A 23,417-nucleotide genomic window follows, 5' to 3' on the forward strand; every position below is an offset into this window, starting at 1 on the left:
ATGTCGACGCAGACTTCGCGTACCCCGGACAGCCGACGGCTGATGGTCGAGGCGCTGCGCACCATCGAGGACCTGCGCGGCCGTCTTGCCAGCAGCCGTGACGGGTGGCTGGACGAGCCGATCGCCATCGTCGGGATGGCCTGCCGGTTTCCCGGCGGCGCGCAGTCGCCGGAGGAGTTCTGGACGCTGCTGCGCAACGGGGTGGACACCACCTCGGAGTTCCCGCCGGAGCGCGCCGACGCCCAGTCCTACCACCACCCGGACCCGGAGGAGCCGGGCAAGGCGTACACGATTCGGGGAGCCTTCCTCGACCAGGTCGACCGGTTCGAGCCGGAGGCGTTCGGCATCTCCCCGCGCGAGGCGCTGGGCATGGACCCGCAGCACCGCATCGCGCTGGAGATCTGTTGGGAAGGGTTGGAGCGGGCCGGCTACGCCCCCGACCGGCTCGACGGTTCGCGCACCGGCGTCTACTTCGGGCTGAGCACGACCGACTACGTACGCGGTCGGCAGGCCGTCGGCGACATCAACGACGTGGATTTCTACCAGCTCACCGGCGAACCCAGCTTCCTGGCCGGTCGCATCTCGTACCTGCTCGGGTTGCGGGGGCCGAGCAAGGTCGTCGACACGTCCTGCTCGTCGTCGCTCGTCGCCCTGCACGAGGCGTGCCAGGCGCTGCGGCTGAGGGAGTGCGATCTGGCGCTGGCGGGCGGGGTGAACCTGCTGCTGTCGCCGTATGGCTTCGTGATGATGAGCAAGTTCCGCGGTCTGTCCGCCGACGGGCGGTGCAAGACCTTCGACGCGTCGGCCGACGGATACGCCCGCGGGGAGGGCGCCGGCGTCGTGGTGCTCAAGCGGCTGTCCGCCGCGCAGGCGGACAACGACCCGATCATCGCCGTCATCCGCGGCTCGGCGATCAACCACGACGGTCGCTCCAGCGGCCTCACCGTGCCGAACCCCGTCGCCCAGCAGGACGTCATCGGCGCGGCCATGGCCCAGGCCGGCGTCGGGCCGGACGGGATGGACTACGTCGAGGCGCACGGAACGGGCACCTCCCTCGGCGACCCCATCGAGCTGCGCTCGCTGGAAGCCGTCATCGGCCGCCACCGTCGGTCGGACGATCCGCTGCTGGTGGGCTCGGTCAAGACGAACATCGGGCACCTGGAGCCGGCCGCCGGCATCGCCGGTCTGTTCAAGGTCGTCCTGGCGATGTCGCACGGGGAGATCCCACCGCACCTGCACCTGACCCAGCCGAACCCGAATCTGGACTGGTCGGGTCTGCACGTGCGGGTTCCCGTGGCGTGCACGCCGTGGCCGGAGCGGGGCCACCCGCGCACCGGCGGAGTGAGCAGCTTCGGAGCCAGCGGAACCAACGCGCACGTCGTGGTCGCCGCGCCGCCGGCCGGCGACGCCCGCACCGGCTCGCACCTGTCGCACGGGCTGTTCCTGGCCTCCGCACGTACCGAGGAGGCACTGCGCGAGCTGGCCGACCGGCACGCGCGGTGGCTGCGTGGTCCCCAGGCGCCGTCCCTCGGCGATGCCTGCTACACCACGCACGTCGGCCGCGCGGTGCAGGCCCACGGCCTCGCGGCCACCGCGGCGGACACCGAGGAACTCGCGGACGTGCTGTCGGCGTACGCCCAGGGACGCCACCCGCGCGGGCTGACCGTCGCCGCGTTGCCGCGCCGCCGCGAGCGCAAGGTCGCCTGGCTGTTCACCGGCCAGGGCGCGCAGTACCCGGGCATGGCCCGCGGTCTGCTCGGGAACGCCGCCTTCCGCGCCGCGTTCGAGGAAGCGGCAGCACTCTTCGATCCCGAGTTGCCGCGCCCGGTGGCGGACGTGCTGTGGGCCGACGGCCCGACGCCGCTCGACGACACCCGGTACACGCAGCCGGCGCTGTTCGCGGTGGAGTACGCGCTGGCCCAGATGTGGCTCTCCTGGGGCATGCGGCCGGCCGCGGTGGCCGGCCACAGCGTTGGTGAGCTGGTCGCCGCCTGCGTCGCCGGCGTGCTGGACCTGCCCGCCGCCGCGACGCTGGTGGCCGCGCGGTCGCGACTGATGGCCGAGCTGCCGCCGGGCGGCGCGATGGCCGCCGCGAGCTGCGCCGAGGAGGTCGCCGTCGCGGCGATCGACGGGTACGCGGACACTGTCGCCCTCGCGGCGGTCAACGGGCCGGCCGACGTCACCATCTCGGGGGCCACAGCACATGTGGACGCCGTCCTGGAACGGCTGGCCGCCGACGGAGTACGAACCCGGCGGTTGGCGGTGTCGCACGCGTTCCACTCGCCGCTGATCCGTCCCATGCTGGAGCCGTTCCGGGCGGTGCTGGCCGGGCTGTCCTTCCGGCCGCCGCGCATCCCGCTGGCGTCCAACGTCACCGGTCGGCTGTGGGGCGACGACGAGGTCGGCCCGGACTACTGGCTGCGGCACGCGGCCGGCGCGGTCCGCTTCCGCGACGGGGTGCGCGCGTTGCACGGCGCGGGGGTACGCACCTTCGTGGAGCTCGGGCCCGCCCCGGTGCTGACGACCCTGGCCACGCGCTCACTCGCGGGCGAGGCGGACTGCGCGTTCGTGCCGACCCTGCGGCGGGGCGGTGCGGACCTGCGGGACGTGCTCGGCGCTGTCGGGACCGTCAGCCTGCGGGGTTCCCGGCCGGACTGGCAGGCCTTCCACGAGGGCGAGGACGTGCGCGCGGTACCGCTGCCGACGACGCCGTGGCGCGGGGCGCACTACTGGTTCCGCGAGGTCGGGCGGGCGGCCGCGCCGGTGTCCGTGGCGGCGCCGAAGGTCGGCGAGGAGACCGGGGCCGCCGTCGTGACCGGCGAGGTACCGGGCGTCGGCCGCCGCCTGTCGGGGCCGGTGCCGGCGTACGAGGTGACACCCGAGGCGTTGCCCGGTGAACCCGGTCTGGGTGTGGTGTTGGACCTGGCAGCCCGCGCCGCCGCGGACTGCCTGGGTGGCGTGTGGCGTTGTGTCGAGGGTCTGACCGCCCACGCCGCGGTTCCGACCGGCGACCGGGGCCAGTTGCGGCTCGCTGTCACGGCGCAGGACGACGGTTCGGCCGCCTGGGAGCTGACCGGGGCCACGGCCGCACGGGAGGCGCTGGCCGCCCCGTGGATCCGCTACGCCAGCGGGCTGCTGCGTCGCCGGTGGCCGGCGGATCGTCAGTACCCGGACGCCGAGGCGACGACTGCGGCGTCCATGACGGAGGTTCCCGTGCCGGACGGCGCGGGTTGGCACGAGGTGCTCGGGGCCGCCGGCGTCGCGGTGACGGCGGCGGGCGGGGCGGTACCGCCGGATCCGGCGCTCGGGTCGACGGTGACCGGCTGTGGCGCGCTTGGCGTAGCGCGCGGGGTCGGCACCACTGTCGGACGTGGCACGGTGCCACCGGACGGCGTGCGGGCGGTGCGGGTCCGCGCCGGGTCCGTCCGGCTGGTCGACGACGCGGTGACCGGCTCCGTCGACCTGCTCGACGGATCGGGCGTCCAGATCGGATACGCGCGGGACGTGACAGTGGCGCCGGTGCCGGCTGCGACGCCGTGGGAGGAACCGGCCGATCTGCTCTACGACCAGATCTGGGTGCCGTTGACCGGGCCGTCCCCGCAGCCCCCGGCCGACCTGGCCGGACGGAGCTACCTGCTGGTGGCCGACCCGGCGGGCCAGGATGCCGCGCTGACGACCCGGCTGACCGCGCTGCTGCGGCAGCAGGGCGCCGTGGTGACCGTGGCGGCGCCGCCGGTGCTGGGGGAGGGGCCGGACTGCCGGCCCGACTCCGACGGCGTACGGAATCTGGTGACCGCCTGGTCCACCGGCCCCGGCCGGCCCTGGCTCGCGGTGGTCATGACCGGGCTCGACGCACCGGCGTCCGCGCACTGCGACGCCTGGAGCCTGGAGGAGTACGCCGGGCGCGCCGACCTGATGACCCTTGCCCTTCTCCGCGAGCTGCTCGACCACCCGGAGTGCGCGGACGCCCGGCTCACACTGGTCACCCGGGCGGCGATGCGAGTGCCGACGACACCGGCCAACGACACCACCGAACGGGCCGCTGGCAGCTCGGACGCCGCAGCTCCGGTCGCCGGCACGTTGTGGGGCCTGGGCCGGGTGCTGGCACTGGAACACCCCGACCGGTGGGGCGGCGCGATCGACCTCGACCCGGACCGACCGACCGGTGAGGAGCACCAGCTGCTCGCCGCGCTGACCACGGGCGGGCTGACCATGGACGGGTCGCCCGGCGGGGAGGACGGATACGAGGATCAGCAGGCGCTGCGCGCCGACCGCCGGTACGCGCTGCGCCTGGTGCCCGCACCGCTGCCACCCGAGGCTCTGCGCCGTCGGCCGCCGGTCCACGGCGACGCCACGTACCTGATCACCGGGGCTTTCGGTGGGATCGGCCTGACCGTCGCGGAGTGGCTGGCCCGCGCCGGCGCCGGCCGTCTGGTGTTGCTCGCCCGCACGCCGCTGCCGGAGCGGGACGGTTGGGCCGACGCGACCGGGGAGGCGGCGCGGCGGGTGTCCGCGGTGCGGCGACTGGAGCAGCTGGGCGCAGCGGTCGACGTGGTGGCCGCGGACGTCGTCGACGAGGCGGCGATGACCGCCGTGTTTGCCGCGTTGGATGCGGCTCCTCTGCCGCTGCGCGGGGTCGTCCACGCCGCCGGGGTGTCCGAGCCCGAGTTCGCCCGCGAGGCCACCGGCGCGGCGTACCGGCGGGTGTGGCGACCCAAGGTGATCGGCGGCTGGCTGCTGCACCGGCTCACCCGCGGCGCGGAGCTGGACTTCTTCGTCGGTTTCTCGTCGATCGCCGCGACCTGGGGCTCGCAGCACCTGGCCAGCTATGCGGCCGGCAACGCGTTCCTCGACGCGCTGGCCGGGCACCGCAACGCGGCCGGCCTGCCGGCCCTGTCCGTCGCGTGGGGCCCATGGGACCTGCCCTCCGCGCTGTTCGGCGACGAGGTCATGGCGTTCCTGCGGGCCACCGGACTGCGGCCGCTGCCGGCCGAACAGAGCATGCGGCTGCTCACCGCGCTCGCGGCTGACGACGCCCCGCAGCGGGTGGTGTGCGCGGTGGACTGGTCGGTGTTCAAGCCGGTCATGCAGGCCCGCACGGAGCGGCCGATGCTGCGCGGGATCACCGTCGACGAGACGGCGACTGACGACTCCGGAGCGGCGCCCCTGTTGGCCGGCCTGCGCGCCGAGCGCGACCCGCGCCGGGTGCGCGCGACGCTCGGCTCGTACGCGGTCGAGCTGGCGACGGACGTCCTGGGCGCCGGTGCGGGCGCCCTCGACGAGGAGAGCGACGTGCTGGCCAGCGGCATGGACTCGCTGATGGTCATGGACGCGGTCCGGCGCTGCCGGCGCGACCTCGGCCTGACCGTGCGGGCCGGTGACCTGCTCACGCTGGCCACCCCGGCGCAGTGGGCCGACCTGTTCGTCGGGCTGCTGGCCGACCGGCTCGGTGACCCGGCCGCCGACGATCAGGCCGGCGAGCCCGCGGACGATCAGGCCGGCGACGATCAGGCGGGTGACCTGGCCAGCGACCCGGCGTGGATCGCGGTCGACGTCACCCTCGCGCCGGATGTCCGGGTGATCGGCGCGGCGCCGGCCCGGGTACGCGACCCCCGGCACGTCCTGCTGACCGGCGCCACCGGCTTCGTCGGCGGCTATCTGCTGCACACCCTGCTCGAGCAGACCACGGCCCACGTGTCGTGCCTGGTCCGGTGCGCCGACGAGGCGGTCGGGCTGCGGCGGGTGCTGGACAACATGGAGCGCTACCTTCCCCGGCCAGCCACGGCAGCCGACCGGATCACCGTGCTGCCGGGTGACCTGGCACAGCCCAGGCTGGGCCTGTCCGCGGACCGGTACGACGAACTCGCCGAGCAGCTGGACGGGATCTACCACTGCGGCGCCCGGGTGCACTTCGGCTACAGCTACCAGCAGCTCCGGCCGGACAACATCGCGGGCACGGCGGAGATTCTGCGGCTGGCCGCGCGCGGCCGTCCGACCGCCGTGCACCACGTCTCCACGTACGGCATCTGGGGCCTTCCGGCCCCCGGCCGGGATGTCGTCGGTGAGGACGACGACATCGCCACTGCCGGCCGGCTGGTGACCGGCTACGTGCAGACCAAGTGGGCGGCGGAGCGGCTGGTCGAGTTGGCCCGCGCACGCGGGGTCCCGGTCGACATCTACCGACCCGGCCGGGTGCTCGGCGACTCCCGCACCGGCGCCAGCCTGACCACCCACTTCACGACGCGGGTGATGAAGGGCTGCGTGCAGCTGGGGATGGCTCCGGACATCGACATCAAGGTGGAGATGACGCCTGTCGACTACGTGGCGAGCGCGCTTGTGCACATTTCCCGGCACGGCCCGGCCCTCGGTGGCACGTACCACCTGGTGAGCCCGCACAAGCTGCTGTTCGCGGACGTGGTGCGCGCGCTGCGCCGGCACGGCTTCGGGGTCGAGGTCGTGCCGGTGGAGGAGTGGTGGCAGGCGCTCAAGGCGTCCTACGCCGTCGGCACGAACGAGCTGCATCCCGTCATGCCGGTGGTGGAGGAGTTCGTGGTCGGTGGCGAGGAGGCCGTCCACTACGCCGTCGACAACACCGAGGAACAGCTGCGCGGCACCGACGTCCGATGCCCGCCGTTGGACGACGACCTGCTCGACACCTACCTGCGCTGGATGGTGCGGACCGGCTACCTGCCCGCGCCCAGAGCGGCCGATAAAGGAGCTCGAACGACATGACTGATCATCCGCGGAGCACGCCGGATTACGACGTGGCGATCATCGGGTCCGGCCTGTCCGGCACGATGCTGGCCGCCTGCCTGGCCCGCAACGGTGCGAAGGTGCTGATCGTCGACGGCGCCACCCATCCCCGTTTCGCCATCGGAGAGTCGACCATCCCGGCCACGTCGATGATGATGCGGCTGGTCAGCGAGCGGTACGGGGTTCCCGAGATCAAGTGGCTGTCCACCTTCGAGGGCGTCCAATCGAAGATCAACACCACGTCGGGTGTCAAGCGCAACTTCGGGTTCGTCTACCACCGGCCCGGGGAGCGCCAGGACCCGCGCGAGACGCACATGTTCCCGATCCCGAAGGTCACCCACACCGAGAGCCACTTCTACCGCCAGGACATCGACAACTGGATGCTGACGGTAGCGGCGAAGTACGGCACCACGGTCCGCCAGCAGGTGCGGATCACCGGCGTGGAGGTGGATGACGACGGGGTGACGCTCGCGCACACCGGCGGGCACTTCCGGGCCAAGTTCGTGGTGGACGCCAGCGGCTTCCGCTCGGTCCTGGCCGAGCAGTTCGGCCTGCGGGAGGAACCGTCCCGGTTCCGACACCAGTCGCGGTCGCTGTTCACCCACATGGTCGGTATCCGGCCGTACGACGAGATCGCCCCCAAGTCCCGCTACGGGCATCCCAGTCCATGGCACGACGGCACGCTGCACCACCTGTTCCCCGGCGGCTGGATGTGGGTCATCCCGTTCGACAACCACCTACGGGGCACCAACGACCTGTGCAGCGTCGGCCTGCAGCTCGACCCGCGGGTGCACCCGGTGCCGGACTGCTCCCCGGAGGAGGAGTTCCGTCGCTTCATCGCGCGGTTCCCGGACATCGAACCGCAGTTCGCCGAAGCGCGGTCGGTACGCGACTGGACGCGCACCGGCCGGCTGCAGTATTCGTCGCGGCAGACGGTCGGCTACCGGTGGTGCCTCACCTCGCACGCGGCCGGGTTCCTGGACCCACTGTTCTCCCGAGGGCTGTCGAACTCCCTGGAGACGATGCACGCGCTTGTGCACCGCCTGCTGTCCGCGATCGCCGACGACGACTTCTCGGTCGAGCGGTTCGAGTACATGCAGGAGTTCGAGCAGGGTCTGCTGGACTTCAACGACGACCTGGTCGCCAACGCCTACACGTCGTTCGGCGACTGGCGGCTGTGGGACGCCTGGTTCCGCATCTGGTCGCTCGGGCAGTTCATCGCCACCTTCGAGGTGAACCGGGCGTACGCCCGGTTCCTCGACACCCGCGACCCGGCGGTGCTGGCCCCGCTGGAGCGGCCGTGGTGGCGGGGTCGGGTCATTCCGCAGGACTCGCCGTACGGGGCGGTGATGGAACTGCTGCAGCAGGTCAACGACATGACCCGCGCGGTGCAGGAGGGCCGGGCGGAGTCCGGGGCGACCGCCGAGGAGCTGCTCCGGCTGTTGCGCGAGGCGGACTTCGTGCCACCCGCGTGGGGGCTGGCGGACCCGAACAACCAGTGGACCGACGCCAGCTTCCTCGAAATCGGTCGGACCCTGCGCTGGGCTCGCAAGACGGCGCCGAAAGCCGTCGGCGACCTCACCTACGACGGTCTCACCCTGTTCATGAAGAAGCGCTTCTCGCGCGGCGAGTTCGCCGTCGGCGAAGAGCTCAAGCACCTTCTCGCGCGCTGGCCCGTGATCGGTAAGCGGCTACGCGTTCCGACGCCGAAGTGAAGCCGATGAATAAGGAGCCCATGATGGAAGGTGCGGCCGCGCACAACGGGTCGTTCGACGTGGTGGTGATCGGCTCCGGGCTGGCAGGCTCCACCCTGGCGGCGTGCCTGGCCCGCAACGGCGCGCGCACGCTCGTGCTGGACGCCGGCACACACCCGCGATTCGCCGTCGGCGAGTCGACCATCCCGTACACCTCCATGGCGATGCGCCTGATCAGCGAGCGGTACGGGGTGCCGGAGATCAAGTACCTGAGCACCTTCGAGTCGGTGTACGCGCACATCAACACGACCGGCGGGGTGAAGCGGAACTTCGGCTTCGTCTATCAGCGGCCGGGCGAGCAGCAGCGGCCCGAAGAGTCCAACATGTTCCAGATTCCGAAGATCCTGAACACCGAGAACCACTTCTTCCGGCAGGACATCGACAACTTCATGCTCACCGTCGCGGCGAAGCACGGCGCCGTGATCCGGCAGCAGGTGCGTGTCGCGAACGTGCAGGTCGACGACGACGGTGTGACGCTCGACGTCGGCCCCGGCGCGCCGGTTCGGGCCCGCTACGTGGTGGACGCCAGCGGTTTCCGCTCGGCGCTGGCCGAGCAGTTCGACCTGCGGGAGGAGCCGACCCGGCTGGAACACCACTCGCGGTCGCTGTTCACCCACATGGTCGGCGTGCGGCCGTACGACGACTTCGCCCCACGAAGCGAGTACGGCAATCCGACCCGGTGGCACGAGGGCACGCTGCACCACATCTTCGAGGGCGGGTGGATGTGGGTGATCCCGTTCGACAACCACCCCCGGTCCACAAACGACCTGTGCAGCGTCGGCGTGCAGTTCGACCCGCGGACGCACCCGGTGCCGGACTGCTCGCCGGAGGAGGAATTCCGCCGGTTCCTCGAGCGGTTCCCGGGCATCGCCCAGCAGTTCACGAACGCCACGCCGGTGCGCGAGTGGGTGCGTACCGGCCGCCTGCAGTACTCGCCGAAGAAGACGGTCGGCTATCGCTGGTGTCTGATGTCGCACGCCGCGGGCTTCGTCGACGCGCTGTTCTCCCGCGGCCTGTCCAACACCATGGAGATCATCAACGCGTTGACCCAGCGGCTGCTCGACGCGCTGAAGGACGACGACTTCTCGGTCGAGCGGTTCGAGTACGTGCAGGAACTCGAACAGGGCCAGCTCGACTTCAACGACGATCTGGTCAACAACGCGTACATCGCGTTCCGGGACTGGGACCTGTGGGACGCCTGGTTCCGGGTCTGGGCGCTGACCCAGATCCTCTCCACGTTCGAGATCAGCCGGGGCTACTCGCTCTACTCCAAGACCCGTGACCCGGCCGTGCTGCGGCGGATGGAGCGGCCGTGGTGGCGGGTGGACCTGCGCGAGTTCGACAGGTCCAAGGTCGACGACCCGGACCACGCCGCGGTGCTCGAGTTCCTGGCCGACGTCAGCCGGATGATGCGCGCCGTCGACGCGGGGCAGGCTCAGCCCAAGGACGTCGCCAACCAGATCCGTGACCGGCTCGCACGCGCGCCGTTCGTGCCGCCGGCGTTCGGGCTGGCCGACCCGTCCGTCCGGATCACCGGTGCCTCCGCCGCCAAGGTGCTCGGCACCCTGCGCTGGGCAAAGCGGGACGCGCCGCCGGCGATCGGCGAGCTCACCTACGAGGGCCTGACCCTCTTCATGCGCAAGCGCTTCGCCCGGGGCGAGTTCGAGCCGGTCGAGGAGATCAAGCAGAAGCTCGCCGGCTGGCCCGTGCTCGGCTCCCGGCTGCGCGTTCCCGAGCCGAAGTAAACCGAGAAAATTGGAGTGCACGGTGAGTGAATTGATAGAGGCCGAGAAGGTCACGTACGACGTCGCGATTCTCGGGGCGGGGTTCGCCGGGTCGATGCTCGGCGCGATCCTGGCGCGCAACGGCGCGAAGGTGTTGCTGGTCGACGCCAAGGCGCACCCGAAGTTCGCCATCGGCGAGTCCACCATCCCCAACATGCTGGTGTCGTTGCGCACCATGTCCGAGCGCTACAAGGTGCCGGAGCTGATGACCCTGGCGACGCTGACCGCCTGCCAGAAGATCATCTCGCCCTGGCACGGCAAGAAGGACCACTTCGCCTTCCTGAACCACCAGGAGGGCAAGCAGCAGGACCCGAAGCAGGTCACCATGTTCAACTTCCCGAGCCTGCTGCACGAGACGCCGCACATGTACCGGCAGGACACCGACGCGTACCTGTTCCACGCGGCGATCAAGTACGGGTGCACGGCGCGGGTGAACTTCACGATCGCCGACGTCGACTTCGACGACTCCGGTGTGACTGTCAGCTCCACCCGGGGCGAGCAGTTCCGCAGCCGGTACGTGGTGGACGCCAGTGGTTACCGCTCGCCGCTGGCCGAGAAGTTCGCCCTGCGTGAGGACCCGTGCCGCTACAAGCACCACTCGCGCGCCGTCTGGAACCACATGATCGACCTCAAGACCACCGACGAGGTGTTCAAGCGCACCGGCGTGGACAAGCCTCCGGTGCCGTTCTACGAGGGCACCGTGCACCACCTGTTCCCGCGGGGCTGGTCGTGGGTGATCGCGTTCAACAACCACAAGGACTCCAAGAACCCGCTGTGCAGCGTCGGCCTGACGATGGACCCACGCATGTATCCGAAGACGCCCGGCATGTCGCCGGAGGAGGACTTCTGGAAGCACATGCAGCGGTTCCCGGGCATGGCCGCGCAGTTCGAGGGCGCCCGGCCGATGCGGGAGTGGGTGGGCACCGACCGGGTGCAGTACTCGTCCAAGACCACCGTCGGCGACCGCTGGGTGCTGCTGGCCCACGCCGCCGCGTTCATCGACCCGCTCTTCTCCCGCGGCCTGTCCAACACCTGCGAGGCGGTCAACGTGCTGGCCTGGCGGATCCTGCGGGCGGTCGGCGACGACGACTTCTCGGCCGACCGGTTCGAAGGGGTGAACACCCGCCAGCAGGCGCTGTTCGACGGCAACGACAAGTTGGTGAACGCCGCGTACGCCTCGTTCGAGAACTACGGGCTGTGGACGGCCGTCTTCCGGATCTGGGCGTGGGGCTCGAACGCCGGCACCTTCCGGGCCCACGAGGCGTACCGCCGCTGGCGCTCCACCGGCGACGAGCGGCATCTGAACGAGCTGGAGGAGGTGAAGAACCCCGGCCTGCACTGGTCCGACCACGAGGGCTATGGCGAGCTGTTCGAGGACATGGTCAAGCAGTGCGGTGACTTCGAGGCGGGGACGATCACCGGCGAGCAGGCGACGGACGCCCTCTACGACCACCTCAACCGCGCGCCCTTCGTGCCGGACCACTGGGGCTGGAAGGACCGCAACCTGCGGTTCATCAACCCGACCCCAGTCAAGATCGCCCGAACCATGCTGTGGGCCGCGACCAAGGCGCCGCCGGACGTGCGACGGCTGATGCTCGGCTTCCTCCGCGAGGCCGGCAAGGAGCAGCTGCTGGGCCGGAAGATCTTCTAGGAGACCGAATGACTACCACCGAACCCGGTGCCACGGTGTCGTACGACGTCGTGATCCTGGGCAACCATCTGGCGACTGGCCTGCTCGCCACGGTGCTGGCCAGGCAGGACCTGCGGGTCCTGCTCGTCGGCTCGCCCGACGACACGGTGTTGCCGTCGGGCGACAGCACCGTGCCGTACACGACAGCTGTGCTGCACCTCCTGGCCGAGCGGTTCGACGTGCCGGAGATCGCCTCCTTCGCCCACTTCGAGGACCTACCGGAGCAGGTACGCAGGAACAGCGGGATCAAGAAGAGCCTCGCGTTCCTGCACCACACCGCGGGCCGTGGGCACGATCCGGCGCACGCCGTGCAGTTCCACGTGCCGGGGGAGCACAGCGAGTGGCACCTCTACCGGCCGGTCGTCGACGAGTACGCCCGGGAGTTGGCCGTCAGCTACGGCGCGTCGGTCCTACCGGACCGGGCGTCCGCCACCGAGGTTCGGCTGGCGTCCGACGCCGTACACCTGACCTTCGGTGGTGGGCAGACGGCGACCGCGCGGTTCGTGGTGGACGCGTGCGGAGCTGACTCGCCAATGCGGGCAGTGACCGCCGACGGCGATCCGGGCACGCTGACGTTGCGGTCCCGGATGATGCACGCCTACCTGCGCGACGTCCGGAAGTTCGAGGAGTGCAGCCGGCTCGCCGACTACCACCGGGCGACCGCCTGGTCGCGGGGGACCGTGCATCACCTCTTCGACGGCGGCTGGATCCAGGTGGTGGACTTCCGCAACCACCACGACGCGGTCAACGACCTGTGCAGCGTCACGGTGGGGCTGGACCCCGACCGGTTCGACGACCTGCCGGCCGGCCCGGAGGAGGCGTTCCGGGCGCTGGTCGCGCGGTTCCCGAGCCTGGCGGAGCAGTTCGCGTCCGCCGCGGTGCAGGGTGACTGGACCACCTCACCGAGCTGGCAGCGTCGGGCGGCGGTGACCCACGGGCCGCGGTGGTTCGCGATGGAGCGGTCGGCGTGCCGCACTGACGAGTTCCTGTCCCGCGACGTGACGATGACGGCCGAGGTGGTCCACGCGCTCGGCGCGGCGCTGCCGCGCGCGGTGCGCGATGAGGAGGCGGCGGGCGCCGCGTTGGCCGAGGTGGCGGCCTTCCAGGACGCCCTGATCGAGTTCAACGACCAGATGCTGGCGGCGGCGCGTACGGCCTGCGGCAGCTTCGCGCTGTGGAACGCGTACAGCCGGGTCTGGCTGCTCTGGCAGATCCTGGCCCACCTGTCGCTGAAGCGGGCGACGAACGATGCCGTCGCGGCCGGGACGTGGGATCCGGTCGAGCGGTTCGCCGGCGGTGGGCTGTGGTTCCGCACCCCGGACGGCCTGCGCCAGATGTTGGACTGGTTCTTCGGGGTGTTCGCCCGGGTGCGTGACGGCGGGCTGGGGCAGGCCGAGGCGGCTGACATGATCTTCCGGGAGTTGCGCCGGGCGCGGTTCGTGCCGCCGCTGTACCGCTTCGGCGACCCGGACGCGCGGTACTACCACTTCACCAAGGCCCGTCGCCTCCTGATGGTGGCGTGGGTCATGACGGTGGCGCCCGCGGACTTCAAGCGGCTGCTGACCAAGGACAACGTGACCGGCCGGCGAGATGACGCGCCGGTGCCGACCCCCGCTCGGGGGCCGGTCCCGGCCGGCGACGGGCGGGTGGAAACCAACGGTGACGGGCGCGCGGACGGCTCGGCCGCCGGCGCGCCCGGCGTCACTCAGCCAGGTCGGCGGTGAGGTAGTGCTGGATCGTGCGACCCATCAGCCGGGCCAGATCGTCGCGGTCGTGCCGGGACAGCTCGGTGCCGTCGATCAGGTAGCGGCACAGGGCCAGGCCAATCACCTGGGAGGCGGCGAGCGCGGCCCGCAGTTCGTGCCGGTCGGGGCTGACGCCCTCGGCCAACGTGCCGAAGAACGTCCGCACGAACTCGTCGCGCATGAGACCCGCGATCTCGTCGCTGGTCAGCGAGGCGGACAGCCGGGCCCGGTACGTGATCGTCGTGCGGGGGCTGTCCCAATGGGTGAGCAGGGCGGTCGCGGTGGCCCGGCCCAACCGGCGCCGGCTGCCGCTGAGCAGATGCTCGGCCAGTTCCACGGGGTTGCCCTCGACCTTCACCGCCTGGCGCAGGAGCTGCTCCTTGGAGCCGTAGTAGTGCCGCACGAGCCGCGGGTCGACGCCCACGCGCCGGGCGACACTGCGGATGCTCACCCCGGTCAGGCCGCATTCGGAGATCTCCCGACGGGTGACGTCGAGGATCGCCTGCCGGATGCCGGTCCCACCGTCGAAGCCCTGTTGCGTCGTCAAGGAAACCTCTTACGAGTTCTCGTGCACCCGCGCGCACAGCCCGATGAAGTGCCTAAGTCTAGACCTTTGAGGATATGTCAGTACCGACCCAGTTGCTCCTGCAACCCGGTCGTTTTACCGCGCCGGCTTTCCGTACGGCCGAGGGGGCACCGTGGACTTCGCCTGGACGCCTGAACAGCGGGCCGCGTACGACGAGGTGCGCGCGAGCGTCGAGCAGACGTTCGCGCCCACCGCCGACGCCGGTCGGCTGCACGACCGTGATGTCTGGCGGCAACTCGGCCAGTTGGGGCTGCTCGGCCTCTGCATTCCCGCAGAGTACGGCGGCGGTGGGCTGGGCGCATTGGACACCGCGCTGCGTGTCGAGGCGTTCGGTCGGGGGTGCGCGGACACCGGTCTGGTGTTCGCGGCCGGCGCACACCAGTTCGCGTGCGCGGTGCCGGTCGCGGGATTCGGCACGCCGGAGCTGAAGAAGGGCCTCCTCCCACGGATCTGCTCCGGTGAGGTGGTGGCCGGCAACGCGATGACCGAGGCGGGCGCCGGTTCCGACGTCTCGCGGCTCGCCGTGACCGCGACGGCAACGGCGGACGGCTACCTGCTCAACGGCGAGAAGACGTTCGTGACCAACGGGCCGGTGGCCGACGTGCTGGTGACCTACGCGACCACCGATCCGGCGGCCGGCCACCTCGGTGTCACAGCGTTCGTGCTGGACCGCGACACGCCTGGCCTGACGGTCGGCGCGCCGCTGGACAAGATGGGGCTCGTGTCGGCGCCGGCCGGGCGGGTGTCCTTCGAGGACTGCCCGGTGCCGGCGCACCGGGTGCTCGGCGAGCCGGGCCAGGGCGCCGCCATCTTCCAGCACTCGATGCGGTGGGAACGCGCCTGCCTGTTCGCGGGCTACGTCGGCCTGCTGGACCGCCTGGTGGAGCGCTGCGTCGGCCACGCGACCTCGCGCCGACAGTTCGGCCGGCGTATCGGCGACTTCCAGGCGGTGGCGAACCGGATCGTGGAGATGAAGCTGCGCACGGAGTCGGCGCGGCTGCTGCTCTATCGCTGCTGCTGGGAGATGGACAACAACGCCGGATCGGAGCTCAACGTGGCGCTGTCCAAGCTGGCCGTCTCCGAGGCGGCCGTCGCCGGCGCACTGGACGCGGTGCGCCTGTTCGGCGGCCTCGGATACCTGCGCGAGGCCGGCATCGAGACAGTTCTTCGCGACGCCGTGCCCAGCACCATCTTCTCCGGTACGTCCGACGTGCAACGGCTGTTGATCGCCCACGAGTTGGGCCTGTGAGGGCTGCGGCCTTGAGGAGGAAGGAGGTGCCGACCGTGCGGGACGTGGACCGGTCCGACGCGCCGGGTGGAGCGGGAATCCACGGCTACGTGGCCGCGTGGGCCCGGCGTACCCCTGACGCACCGGCCGTGACAGCGGAGGGTGAGCAGCTCACGTACGCGGAGTTGGCAGCGACCGCCCGGCGTCTGGCGGCGGGGCTGACCCGCGCGGGTGTGTCAGTGGGCGACCGGGTGGTGCTGTGGTCCGACAAGCGGCCCGCCGCGGTGGCCGTCATGCAGGCGGCGCTGTCGCTCGGCGCGCCGTACGTCCCGGTGTCCGCCGCGAACCCACCCGCCCGGGTGTGGCGCATCGCGGCCGACTGCGCGGCGACAGTGGTCGTCGCCGACGCGCCGGGCGCGGAACGGGTCGCGAGGGAGGGCGCTGTCCCTGGCGGACCGCCGTTGGTGACGCTCGACGAGCTGGAGCGACTGGGTGCCGACAGCGACCCGCCGCCAGTGCACCCACCCGACCTGGACGATCCCGCGTACATCCTCTACACCTCCGGGTCGACGGGGGCCCCGAAGGGCGTCAGCCTGAGCCACCGCAACGCGACAGCGTTCGTCGAGTGGGCCGGCGACCTGCTCGCGGTGTCGTCGCGGGATCGGCTGGCCAACCACGCCCCGTTCAACTTCGACCTGTCGGTGTTCGACCTCTACGCGGCGTTCCGGGCGGGCGCGTCGGTGCACCTGGTCCCCGCCGAACTGGCGTACGCGCCGGTGCAGTTGGCGCGGTTCGTCCGCGAGGCGGGCATCACCATCTGGTATTCGGTGCCGTCCGCGCTGACCCTGATGATCCGGGACGGCGGGTTGCTGGAGGGTCCGCCGCCACCGGCCCTGCGGGCCTGCGTCTTCGCCGGCGAGGTGATGCCGATCCGGTACGTGCACGACCTCCGTGCCGCCTGGCCGGCGGTGCGACTGCTGAACTGGTACGGGCCCACCGAGACCAACGTGTGCGCCTCCTACGAGGTGACCGACGCCGATGCGGGGCGCGACCGCCCGCTGCCCATCGGCCGATCGGCGAGCGGCGCGGTCCTGAACCTGGACCCGCCGATGTCGAACGGCGCGGGCGGTGACAGCGTCGGCGACCACCCGGAGGGCGAGATCGTGGTCGACGGGCCCACTGTCATGCTCGGCTACTGGGGCCGAGAGCCGCAGCGCGGACCGTACCGGACCGGCGATCTCGGCCGGCGGGCATCCGACGGTTGTCTGGAGTACCTGGGCCGCCACGACGACATGGCCAAGGTCCGCGGCAACCGGGTGGAGCCCGGGGAGATCGAGGCCGTCCTCGCCGCCCATCCGGACGTCGCGGCGGCGGCGGTGGTCGTCGCCGGCGCGGGGCTCGCCGCGCGGCTGCACGCGGTCGTGGTGCCGGCCGGCGACCGCAGACCCGGCCTGCTGGAGATCAAGCGCTGGTGCGCGGGGCAGCTGCCGACCTACATGATCGTCGACTCAGTTCAGGCGGCCACGAGCCTGCCGCTCACCCCGAACGGAAAGACCGATCGAGCCGCGCTGCTGGCGGCGATCGAAGGAGGTGGACCATTACTGGCACCGAACTAGTCAACGTAGAGCCAGGTGCGTTCCTGGCGATCATGGGCTCGCTGGCCAGCGGCGTCAGCGTGGTGACCGCACTGGACGCGTCTGGACGGCCGCACGGCCTGACCTCGTCGTCGGTGTGCAGCGTCTCCAAGGACCCACCGCTGCTGCTGTTCTGCGTGCGGCAGGTGAGTTCAACCTTGGACGCCATCCGGGAGACCGGCGGATTCGCCGTCAACTTCCTCGATGCCGACGGCCACGAGATTTCCGAACTGTTCGCCAGCTACACCGACGACAAGTTCGCGAGCGTGGCGTGGCGTCCCGGCGACGTCGCCGGCATGCCGCGCCTGGAACCCACCGTCGCCTTCACCGAATGCGCGCTACATGACGTGATCGCCGCTGGTGATCACGTCATCGTGCTCGGCCGCCTCGTCGGCGGTGCGACGGTGCCGGACCGATTCCCGCTGGGTTATTGGCGCGGAACATATGTCCGGGTCTCTCCCCCCCAATACCGACGAGAGGAGCGCAACGGGCATCGCCCCAGCGATCCTTCCCAGTCATTCCATCTCGAGTAGGGAAACAGAGTGGACAAGAACCAACCAGCGACCCACAGCACCGCCTGGACTTGGACCGCGGCCCTGGTCGCTGTGTTCATGGTCGCGATCGACACCCTCGTCGTCACGACGACGCTGCCGGTCATTCGCACCGAACTCGGTGCGACTCTTGAAGATCTTGAATGGATCGTCAACGCCTACACGCTCACCTTCGCCGTCTTCCTGTTGACCGGCGCCGCGCTCGGCGACCGATTCGGCCGGCGGAAGGTCTTCACCATCGCGCTTGTGGTCTTCACCCTCGCGTCCGGGCTGGCGGGCCTCGCCGAGGACATCAACTACCTGATCGCGGCACGCGCGGTGCAGGGCCTGGGTGCCGCTGTCATCCTCCCGCTGACCCTCACCCTGTTGGCCAGCGTGGTGCCGGCACGCCAGCGCGGTCACGCGTTCGGGCTGTGGGGCGCGATGGTGGGTCTCGGTATCGCCCTCGGGCCGGTCATCGGCGGTGCCGTGACCGAAGCCTGGTCCTGGCAGTGGATCTTCTGGGTCAACGTGCCCATCGGTCTGTTGCTGTTGCCGGTGATGGCGCGCGTCCGTGAGAGCCGCGGCGGCTACGGCAAACTGGATCCGCTGGGCGTCGTCCTGATCACCGCTGGAATGCTCGGCATCGTGTCCAGCCTCGTGCGGGGCAACTCCGCCGGCTGGGGCAGTGCCTCCGTGCTGGCCGGATTCATCGTCGGCGGTCTTCTCGTGCTGGTGTTCGTCTTCTGGCAGTCGCGGGCGCAGACGCCGATGGTGCCGCTGCGGTTGTTCCGCAGCCGAGGCTTCAGCCTCACCATGGTGGCGACGATCCTCATGCCGTTCGGCGTCTTCGGCGCCGTCTTCCTCGGCACCCAGTACCTCCAGAGCGTTCTTGGCTACTCGCCGCTGGAGGCCGGCCTCCGCACGCTGCCGTGGACGGCCATGCCGATGATCGCGGCACCGATCTCCGGCATCCTGACCGACAAGATCGGCGGCAAGCCGCTGGTGATCCTGGGCCTGACGATGCAGGCGATCGGCGTGGGCTGGATCGGTGCGGTCGCCGACGATCTGACGTACTCGAAGCTCGTCGTGCCGTTCGTGGTCACCGGGCTCGGGCTGGGCATCTTCCTTGCCCCGATCGGTCGGTTGGCCTTCGGGTTCGCACCCGCCGAGTTGGAGGGTGTCGCCTCCGGTGTGTCCAACGCCATCCGGCAGACCGGCACCGTACTGGGTGTGTCCGTCGGCGGCGCGATCCTCGGCGTCCATGGCGGCTACGAGTCCACGGCCACGTTTGTCGAAGGTCTGCAGAACGCTCACCTGGTGGCCGCCATCGCACTCGGCGCTGGCGCGGTGATCGCGCTGTTCATTCCACACCTGCGGACGCAGGGTCACGGCCACGCGGTTGACGACGAGGAGGAGAGCGTCCCGGCGGGCGCCGCGGCCTGAGCGGTCCACCGGTTCGGTTCGAGGCCCCGACCGCACGGTCGGGGCCTCGAACGCGCGCGACAGGGGGTGTTGCCCGCGAGGGAATTGTCCGATGAGTGAGTGGTAGGACCCGGTTCGGTGCCGCCGGCAGCTGGTGTCAGATTGGCGGCAGGCTCTCGCTACGGGGGCGCCGGCCGTCGCCGCGGGAAGCCCGGGCGCCGGCTCGATGCCTGGGCCGCGAGGTCGGTGGCGTCGTGGTGCGACATTCGTTGCCGGTCGGGCGGCTCATCGCGTTGTCCCACGTCAACCGGGTTGTTCCGGTGCCGTCGAGCACCAGCGGATTGTCGCGCCCGTATTTGTGTCCGACACCCTCGCGCCGACACGTCATGCCCGACCCGACCTATTCGGGGCGCGACGGTCCGCATCCTGAGGACCTTGCCGCGCGATGGCGTACCCATTTAGGGGGGGGACAGGAGGCTGCCTGACAGGATAACATCCATCGATGAACTGGCGGTACGCTAATGGGGGATGGGGCCACCAGGGATATGAAAGCATCAGCTCTAGCGGCTACGGATGTCCAGATACTCTTCTACGAGCCCGAAGGCCTGTTGTTGACGGCGGGACTATTGCCGGCAGACGTAGGTGGGCGTGAGTATCGCGTAATGTTTCAACTAAGTTACTTGGGTAGTGGGGGGATTACAGCGCACGTTGGCTTCCAGCAGTGCGATGGCACTGACAAGACGGCACCAGAGTTCGTCACGGTTGAATTGCTGGGGGCAGCACGGAATCGTATGCCCATCATTTGGACCGCCTCGGCGTCGGTGCGCGCGGAGCAGGTGAACTGTCGGCTCATCATTTGGGGGGAGCCCGACGGCGAGGACCTGTTGCGTGGCGAGTTGATCGCCGAGGTGTCGGGTCGACTGCCGGTGCTGACGGCCAGTTGCCAGGCATCGGTGACGCAGGCGGAGCTGCCTACTCGGGAACGGGTGGCCTAGACGGCTGGCGGCCCTCCGTCGGACGGCGGGGGGCCATCAGCCCTCGTGGGCGAACGGCATGGCAGTCCCTTCGCGGGTCGGTCGACCGCCTGGTGGTCGGGTGTGCGGTCACGCGTGCGGTTAGCTGGCGCCCTGCCACGGACGCAGCCGGGGGATCCACGCCGGCACCGCGGCACGGTAGGTGTCGTAGGTCGAGCCGTACCGCCGACGCAGGCCGGGCTCCTCGTAGAAGCGCACGAACGCGGCCTGGATGAGGGCGATGGCCAACGCGTACCACAGCAGCGCGCCCTGACCGAATAACAGCGCCTGGCCGAGGATGGCCGTCACCACCGCGACGTACATCGGGTTGCGGACGTATCGGTACGGCCCGCCGATCACCAGGTGCTCGGTCGGTGCCACCGGGGCCGGAGTGCCCAGGCCCTCCACGACGAACCGCACGAACGACTGGAGAAGAAAAGCCACCGCGGCAACCAGCATCAGTACGCCGAGGACTCGAACCGGCTGGTAGAAGGCGAACGGTGTCGCGACCTCCCAGTCGGATATCCACCACGGGCCGAGACCGGCGACCACGCCCGGCGCGGCGCAAAAGAAGACAAGACTCCCGACAACCGCCCGTGTTCGTAGCACTGCGCCATGCTACGGCTCGTGCGGGGCACCGTGTCAAGGCATCGTTACGTACTGTTGTTGTTGCCGCGCCGCAGAACCTGCCTAATTCCGCAGGTAGGAAGGCGATACTATGGCGTTTGCCCCCATACGATGAATAGGGCATGCGATGAACTGGGAAAGGTGAACTTGTGGGCGCGGAGGTGTCCCCGAACGGTGCTCCACGACGGCGGACGGGGCGACGCGTCGGGCCGACGGTGAGCCATCAGCTCATCCTCGAGATCGCTCGTGGCCAGTTCGCTGAGCGGGGCTACGAGGGCACCACTGTGCGCACCATCGCCCAGGAGGCGGGGGTCGACAGCGCGCTCGTGCACCACTTCTTCCTCACCAAGGAGGGCCTGTTCGAGGCGGCGGTACGTGGCGCCCTGCAGCCGCCGGATCTGGTGGAGCGGGCGATGAAGGGCCCGCGCGGCCAGGTCGGCCGGCGCACCGTCGAGCTGTTCTTCAGCCACTGGGACGAGCCCAGCGCGGCGGCGCGGCTCGGCGGCATCCTGCGATCGATGACGGCCAACGACATGGCGGCGGACGCCGTCCGCAACTTCCTCGGCGACCAGGTGATCCTCCCACTGACCCAGGCGCTGGGCCACTCCCAGCCTGAGCTGCGCGCCGCCATGGTGGGCTCGCACCTGATCGGTCTCGCCACCACCCGGTACGTCTACCGCGTGCCGGCGATCGCAGAGCTCACCGCCGCCGGGCTGGCCGCGGGCACGGGCAAGGCTATCCAGACCTACCTCACCGGCGTCCTGGCCTGATTCGTCCGCACTCAGCGGGCGTCGCCGTCGTCGCGCCAGTGGCCGACGTCGATCCTTCCTCGACATCCCCTTGACGAACCCACATTGGCTCCTAGAATTCATCGGGTAGGGATGTCATCAGAGGGGGAAGCGCCGACGGTGTCTCGGCCTCCTGGATGACGACCCGCAGGGGAGATCGTGTCCGGCGACCTGGGAGGGGTTTGTGCCGACAGACCAACGCGACGAGATACTCGGCCAACTGATGGTGTACGTCCGCCACGAGCTGCTCGGTGACCAGGGCGAGGCGGTCAGCGGAGTCGATCTGCGTCCCGACTCGCCACTGCTGGAGTGGGGCGTCCTGAACTCGCTGAACACGGCTCGGCTCATCGCGTTCGTCCGGGCGGAGCTCGACGTCGACGTGCCGCCCTCGCACATCACGGGACGGCACTTCCGCAGTCTCGACACCATCACCGACCTGATCCTGTCGTTGCCCCGCGCCTGACAGGCATGCCGAGGAGGCGCCATGAACACCAAGCCAGCAGAGTGGGACATCGGCATCATCGGGGGCGGGCCCGGCGGGTCCACAGCCGCCGCCTACCTGGCCAAGGCGGGGCTGTCCGTCGTGGTCTTCGAAAGCGCACACTTCCCCCGCGAACACGTGGGCGAATCGTTGGTCCCGGCCACCACGCCGGTGCTGTTGGAGACCGGGGCGATGGCCGCCGTCGAGGCAGCCGGCTTCCCGCGCAAGTTCGGTGCGGCGTGGACGTCGGCCGAGACACGGCCGGTGAGCCACCTCGGCTTCTCCAACCTCACCCACGACTTCCGGCTCGCCGAGGTCATGTTCAACGAACGGGATCAGGCCGGCGTCGACCGGGATTACACCTTCCACGTCGACCGAGGCAAGTTCGACCAGATCCTGCTGGAGAACGCGGCGAGTCTGGGCGCGCAGGTGCACCAGGGTGTACGGGTCAACCGCGTCGACTTCGACGGCGAGCACCCCGTCATGCACACCCGGTCCGCCGACGGGAACCGCGAGGTGCCGGTGCGGATGGTGATCGACGCCAGTGGCCGGAACACCACGCTGGGCAGTCAGCTCAAGGTGAAGGTGGCCGACTCGGTCTTCAACCAGTACGCGATCCACACCTGGTTCGACGGCTTCGACCGGCAGGCGCTGTCGGCGGAGCAGTCGAAGTCGGACTTCATCTTCATCCACTTCCTGCCACTGACCGACACCTGGGTGTGGCAGATCCCCATCACCGATACGGTCACCTCGATCGGCGTGGTTACTCAGAAGCGCCGGTTCGCCGACGCGGCCCGGGAGGATCTCGAGGCCTTCTTCTGGGAGTGCGTGGGCAGCCGCCCAGAGCTGGAGGCGGCCCTGCGGAGCGCGGAGCAGGTGCGGCCCTTCAAGTCCGAGGGTGACTACAGCTACGCGATGAAGCAGATCTGCGGGGACAACTTCGTCATGGTCGGCGACGCCGCCCGCTTCGTGGATCCCATCTTCTCCACCGGTGTCAGCATCGCCCTCAACAGCGCCCGGCTGGCCTGTCAGGACATCATCGCCGCCGCCGAGGCGGGCGACTTCAAGCGCGAGCGGTTCAAAACGTACGAGATGCTGCTGCGGCGCGGCGTGCGCAACTGGTACGAGTTCATCTCGGTCTACTACCGGCTCAACATCCTGTTCACCGCGTTCGTCCAGGACCCGCGGTATCGCCTCGACGTGCTGAAGATGTTGCAGGGCAACATGTATGACGAGGCCGAGCCCAAGGCGCTCGTCGAGATGCGGAACGTCATCCGGGCAGTTGAGCAGGACCCCGAACATCTCTGGCATCCGTATCTCGGTGAGCTGTCGGCTCCGACCGCGGCTCCCATCTTCTGATCACAAGGGGGCCGTGCGGC

15 protein-coding genes are annotated in these 23,417 nt (G+C 70.3%); 13 read left to right on the forward strand and 2 right to left on the reverse strand.

What is annotated here, in order from left to right:
- The 5 genes from KBX71_RS20495 to KBX71_RS20515 are packed head-to-tail and all read left to right on the forward strand — an operon-like array spanning position 1 to position 13,705.
- Complete coding sequence (locus tag KBX71_RS20495; protein WP_210819620.1) at positions 1–6,732, forward strand: type I polyketide synthase; 6,732 nt, start codon at positions 1–3, stop codon at positions 6,730–6,732.
- On the forward strand, positions 6,729–8,468 hold the full coding sequence (locus KBX71_RS20500; protein ID WP_124822744.1) for an NAD(P)/FAD-dependent oxidoreductase: 1,740 nt from the start codon (positions 6,729–6,731) through the stop codon (positions 8,466–8,468). Before KBX71_RS20495 ends, KBX71_RS20500 begins: the two co-directional genes overlap by 4 nt.
- A 5-nt stretch (positions 8,469–8,473) precedes the next feature.
- Positions 8,474–10,252: an NAD(P)/FAD-dependent oxidoreductase gene (locus tag KBX71_RS20505; RefSeq protein ID WP_210819621.1), complete on the forward strand. Its 1,779-nt coding sequence runs from the start codon at positions 8,474–8,476 to the stop codon at positions 10,250–10,252.
- 22 nt (positions 10,253–10,274) lie between these two features.
- The gene (locus tag KBX71_RS20510; protein WP_210819622.1) at positions 10,275–11,942 is read left to right on the forward strand and encodes an NAD(P)/FAD-dependent oxidoreductase; all 1,668 of its coding nucleotides are present in this window, start codon (positions 10,275–10,277) and stop codon (positions 11,940–11,942) included.
- Between the two features lie 8 nt (positions 11,943–11,950).
- Complete coding sequence (locus KBX71_RS20515; RefSeq protein WP_210819623.1) at positions 11,951–13,705, forward strand: NAD(P)/FAD-dependent oxidoreductase; 1,755 nt, start codon at positions 11,951–11,953, stop codon at positions 13,703–13,705.
- Here the strand turns inward: KBX71_RS20515 and KBX71_RS20520 are convergent.
- A complete protein-coding gene (locus KBX71_RS20520; RefSeq protein ID WP_210819624.1) occupies positions 13,683–14,273 on the reverse strand; it encodes a TetR family transcriptional regulator in 591 nt (196 codons plus the stop codon). The genes KBX71_RS20515 and KBX71_RS20520 overlap by 23 nt on opposite strands.
- Positions 14,274–14,424: 151 nt before the next feature.
- Between KBX71_RS20520 and KBX71_RS34310 the strand changes: the two genes are divergently transcribed.
- From KBX71_RS34310 to KBX71_RS20545, 5 genes are all read left to right on the forward strand, one after another.
- Entirely contained in the window at positions 14,425–15,561 is a 1,137-nt protein-coding gene (locus KBX71_RS34310; RefSeq protein WP_124822746.1) for an acyl-CoA dehydrogenase family protein, read from the forward strand.
- Positions 15,562–15,587: 26 nt separating this feature from the next.
- Positions 15,588–17,156, forward strand: a complete 1,569-nt coding sequence (locus tag KBX71_RS20530) for an AMP-binding protein (RefSeq protein ID WP_210819625.1) — start codon at positions 15,588–15,590, stop codon at positions 17,154–17,156.
- A gap of 32 nt (positions 17,157–17,188) precedes the next feature.
- On the forward strand, positions 17,189–17,707 hold the full coding sequence (locus KBX71_RS20535) for a flavin reductase family protein (protein WP_210819626.1): 519 nt from the start codon (positions 17,189–17,191) through the stop codon (positions 17,705–17,707).
- 9 nt (positions 17,708–17,716) lie between these two features.
- Entirely contained in the window at positions 17,717–19,150 is a 1,434-nt protein-coding gene (locus KBX71_RS20540; protein WP_210819627.1) for an MFS transporter, read from the forward strand.
- 770 nt (positions 19,151–19,920) lie between these two features.
- Positions 19,921–20,124: a hypothetical protein gene (locus tag KBX71_RS20545; protein ID WP_196925842.1), complete on the forward strand. Its 204-nt coding sequence runs from the start codon at positions 19,921–19,923 to the stop codon at positions 20,122–20,124.
- Positions 20,125–20,244: 120 nt separating this feature from the next.
- On the opposite strand, the gene KBX71_RS20550 is transcribed toward KBX71_RS20545, so the two are convergent.
- Positions 20,245–20,751, reverse strand: a complete 507-nt coding sequence (locus KBX71_RS20550) for an isoprenylcysteine carboxylmethyltransferase family protein (RefSeq protein WP_210819628.1) — start codon at positions 20,749–20,751, stop codon at positions 20,245–20,247.
- A gap of 233 nt (positions 20,752–20,984) precedes the next feature.
- Between KBX71_RS20550 and KBX71_RS34620 the strand changes: the two genes are divergently transcribed.
- The 3 genes from KBX71_RS34620 (at position 20,985) to KBX71_RS20565 (ending at position 23,397) form a co-directional block, all read left to right on the forward strand.
- Positions 20,985–21,539, forward strand: a complete 555-nt coding sequence (locus KBX71_RS34620) for a TetR family transcriptional regulator (protein ID WP_307847201.1) — start codon at positions 20,985–20,987, stop codon at positions 21,537–21,539.
- A 202-nt stretch (positions 21,540–21,741) separates the two neighbouring features.
- The gene (locus KBX71_RS20560) at positions 21,742–22,020 is read left to right on the forward strand and encodes a phosphopantetheine-binding protein (protein WP_205780232.1); all 279 of its coding nucleotides are present in this window, start codon (positions 21,742–21,744) and stop codon (positions 22,018–22,020) included.
- Positions 22,021–22,041: 21 nt separating this feature from the next.
- Complete coding sequence (locus tag KBX71_RS20565) at positions 22,042–23,397, forward strand: NAD(P)/FAD-dependent oxidoreductase (RefSeq protein WP_124822751.1); 1,356 nt, start codon at positions 22,042–22,044, stop codon at positions 23,395–23,397.
- Positions 23,398–23,417 lie beyond the last annotated feature (20 nt).

It is taken from the genome of Micromonospora sp. D93 (genome assembly GCF_018070365.1).
GTDB lineage: Bacteria > Actinomycetota > Actinomycetes > Mycobacteriales > Micromonosporaceae > Micromonospora > Micromonospora ureilytica.

Bases quoted from the DNA above. Each gene is read 5' to 3' on its own strand.
- KBX71_RS20495 (WP_210819620.1), top strand. From the start codon at position 1: ATGTCGACGCAGACTTCGCGTACCCCGGACAGCCGACGGCTGATGGTC.
- KBX71_RS20535 (WP_210819626.1), top strand. From the start codon at position 17,189: ATGGGCTCGCTGGCCAGCGGCGTCAGCGTGGTGACCGCACTGGACGCG.
- KBX71_RS20500 (WP_124822744.1), top strand. From the start codon at position 6,729: ATGACTGATCATCCGCGGAGCACGCCGGATTACGACGTGGCGATCATC.
- KBX71_RS20505 (WP_210819621.1), top strand. From the start codon at position 8,474: ATGAATAAGGAGCCCATGATGGAAGGTGCGGCCGCGCACAACGGGTCG.
- KBX71_RS20545 (WP_196925842.1), top strand. From the start codon at position 19,921: ATGCCCATCATTTGGACCGCCTCGGCGTCGGTGCGCGCGGAGCAGGTG.
- KBX71_RS20565 (WP_124822751.1), top strand. From the start codon at position 22,042: ATGAACACCAAGCCAGCAGAGTGGGACATCGGCATCATCGGGGGCGGG.
- KBX71_RS20515 (WP_210819623.1), top strand. From the start codon at position 11,951: ATGACTACCACCGAACCCGGTGCCACGGTGTCGTACGACGTCGTGATC.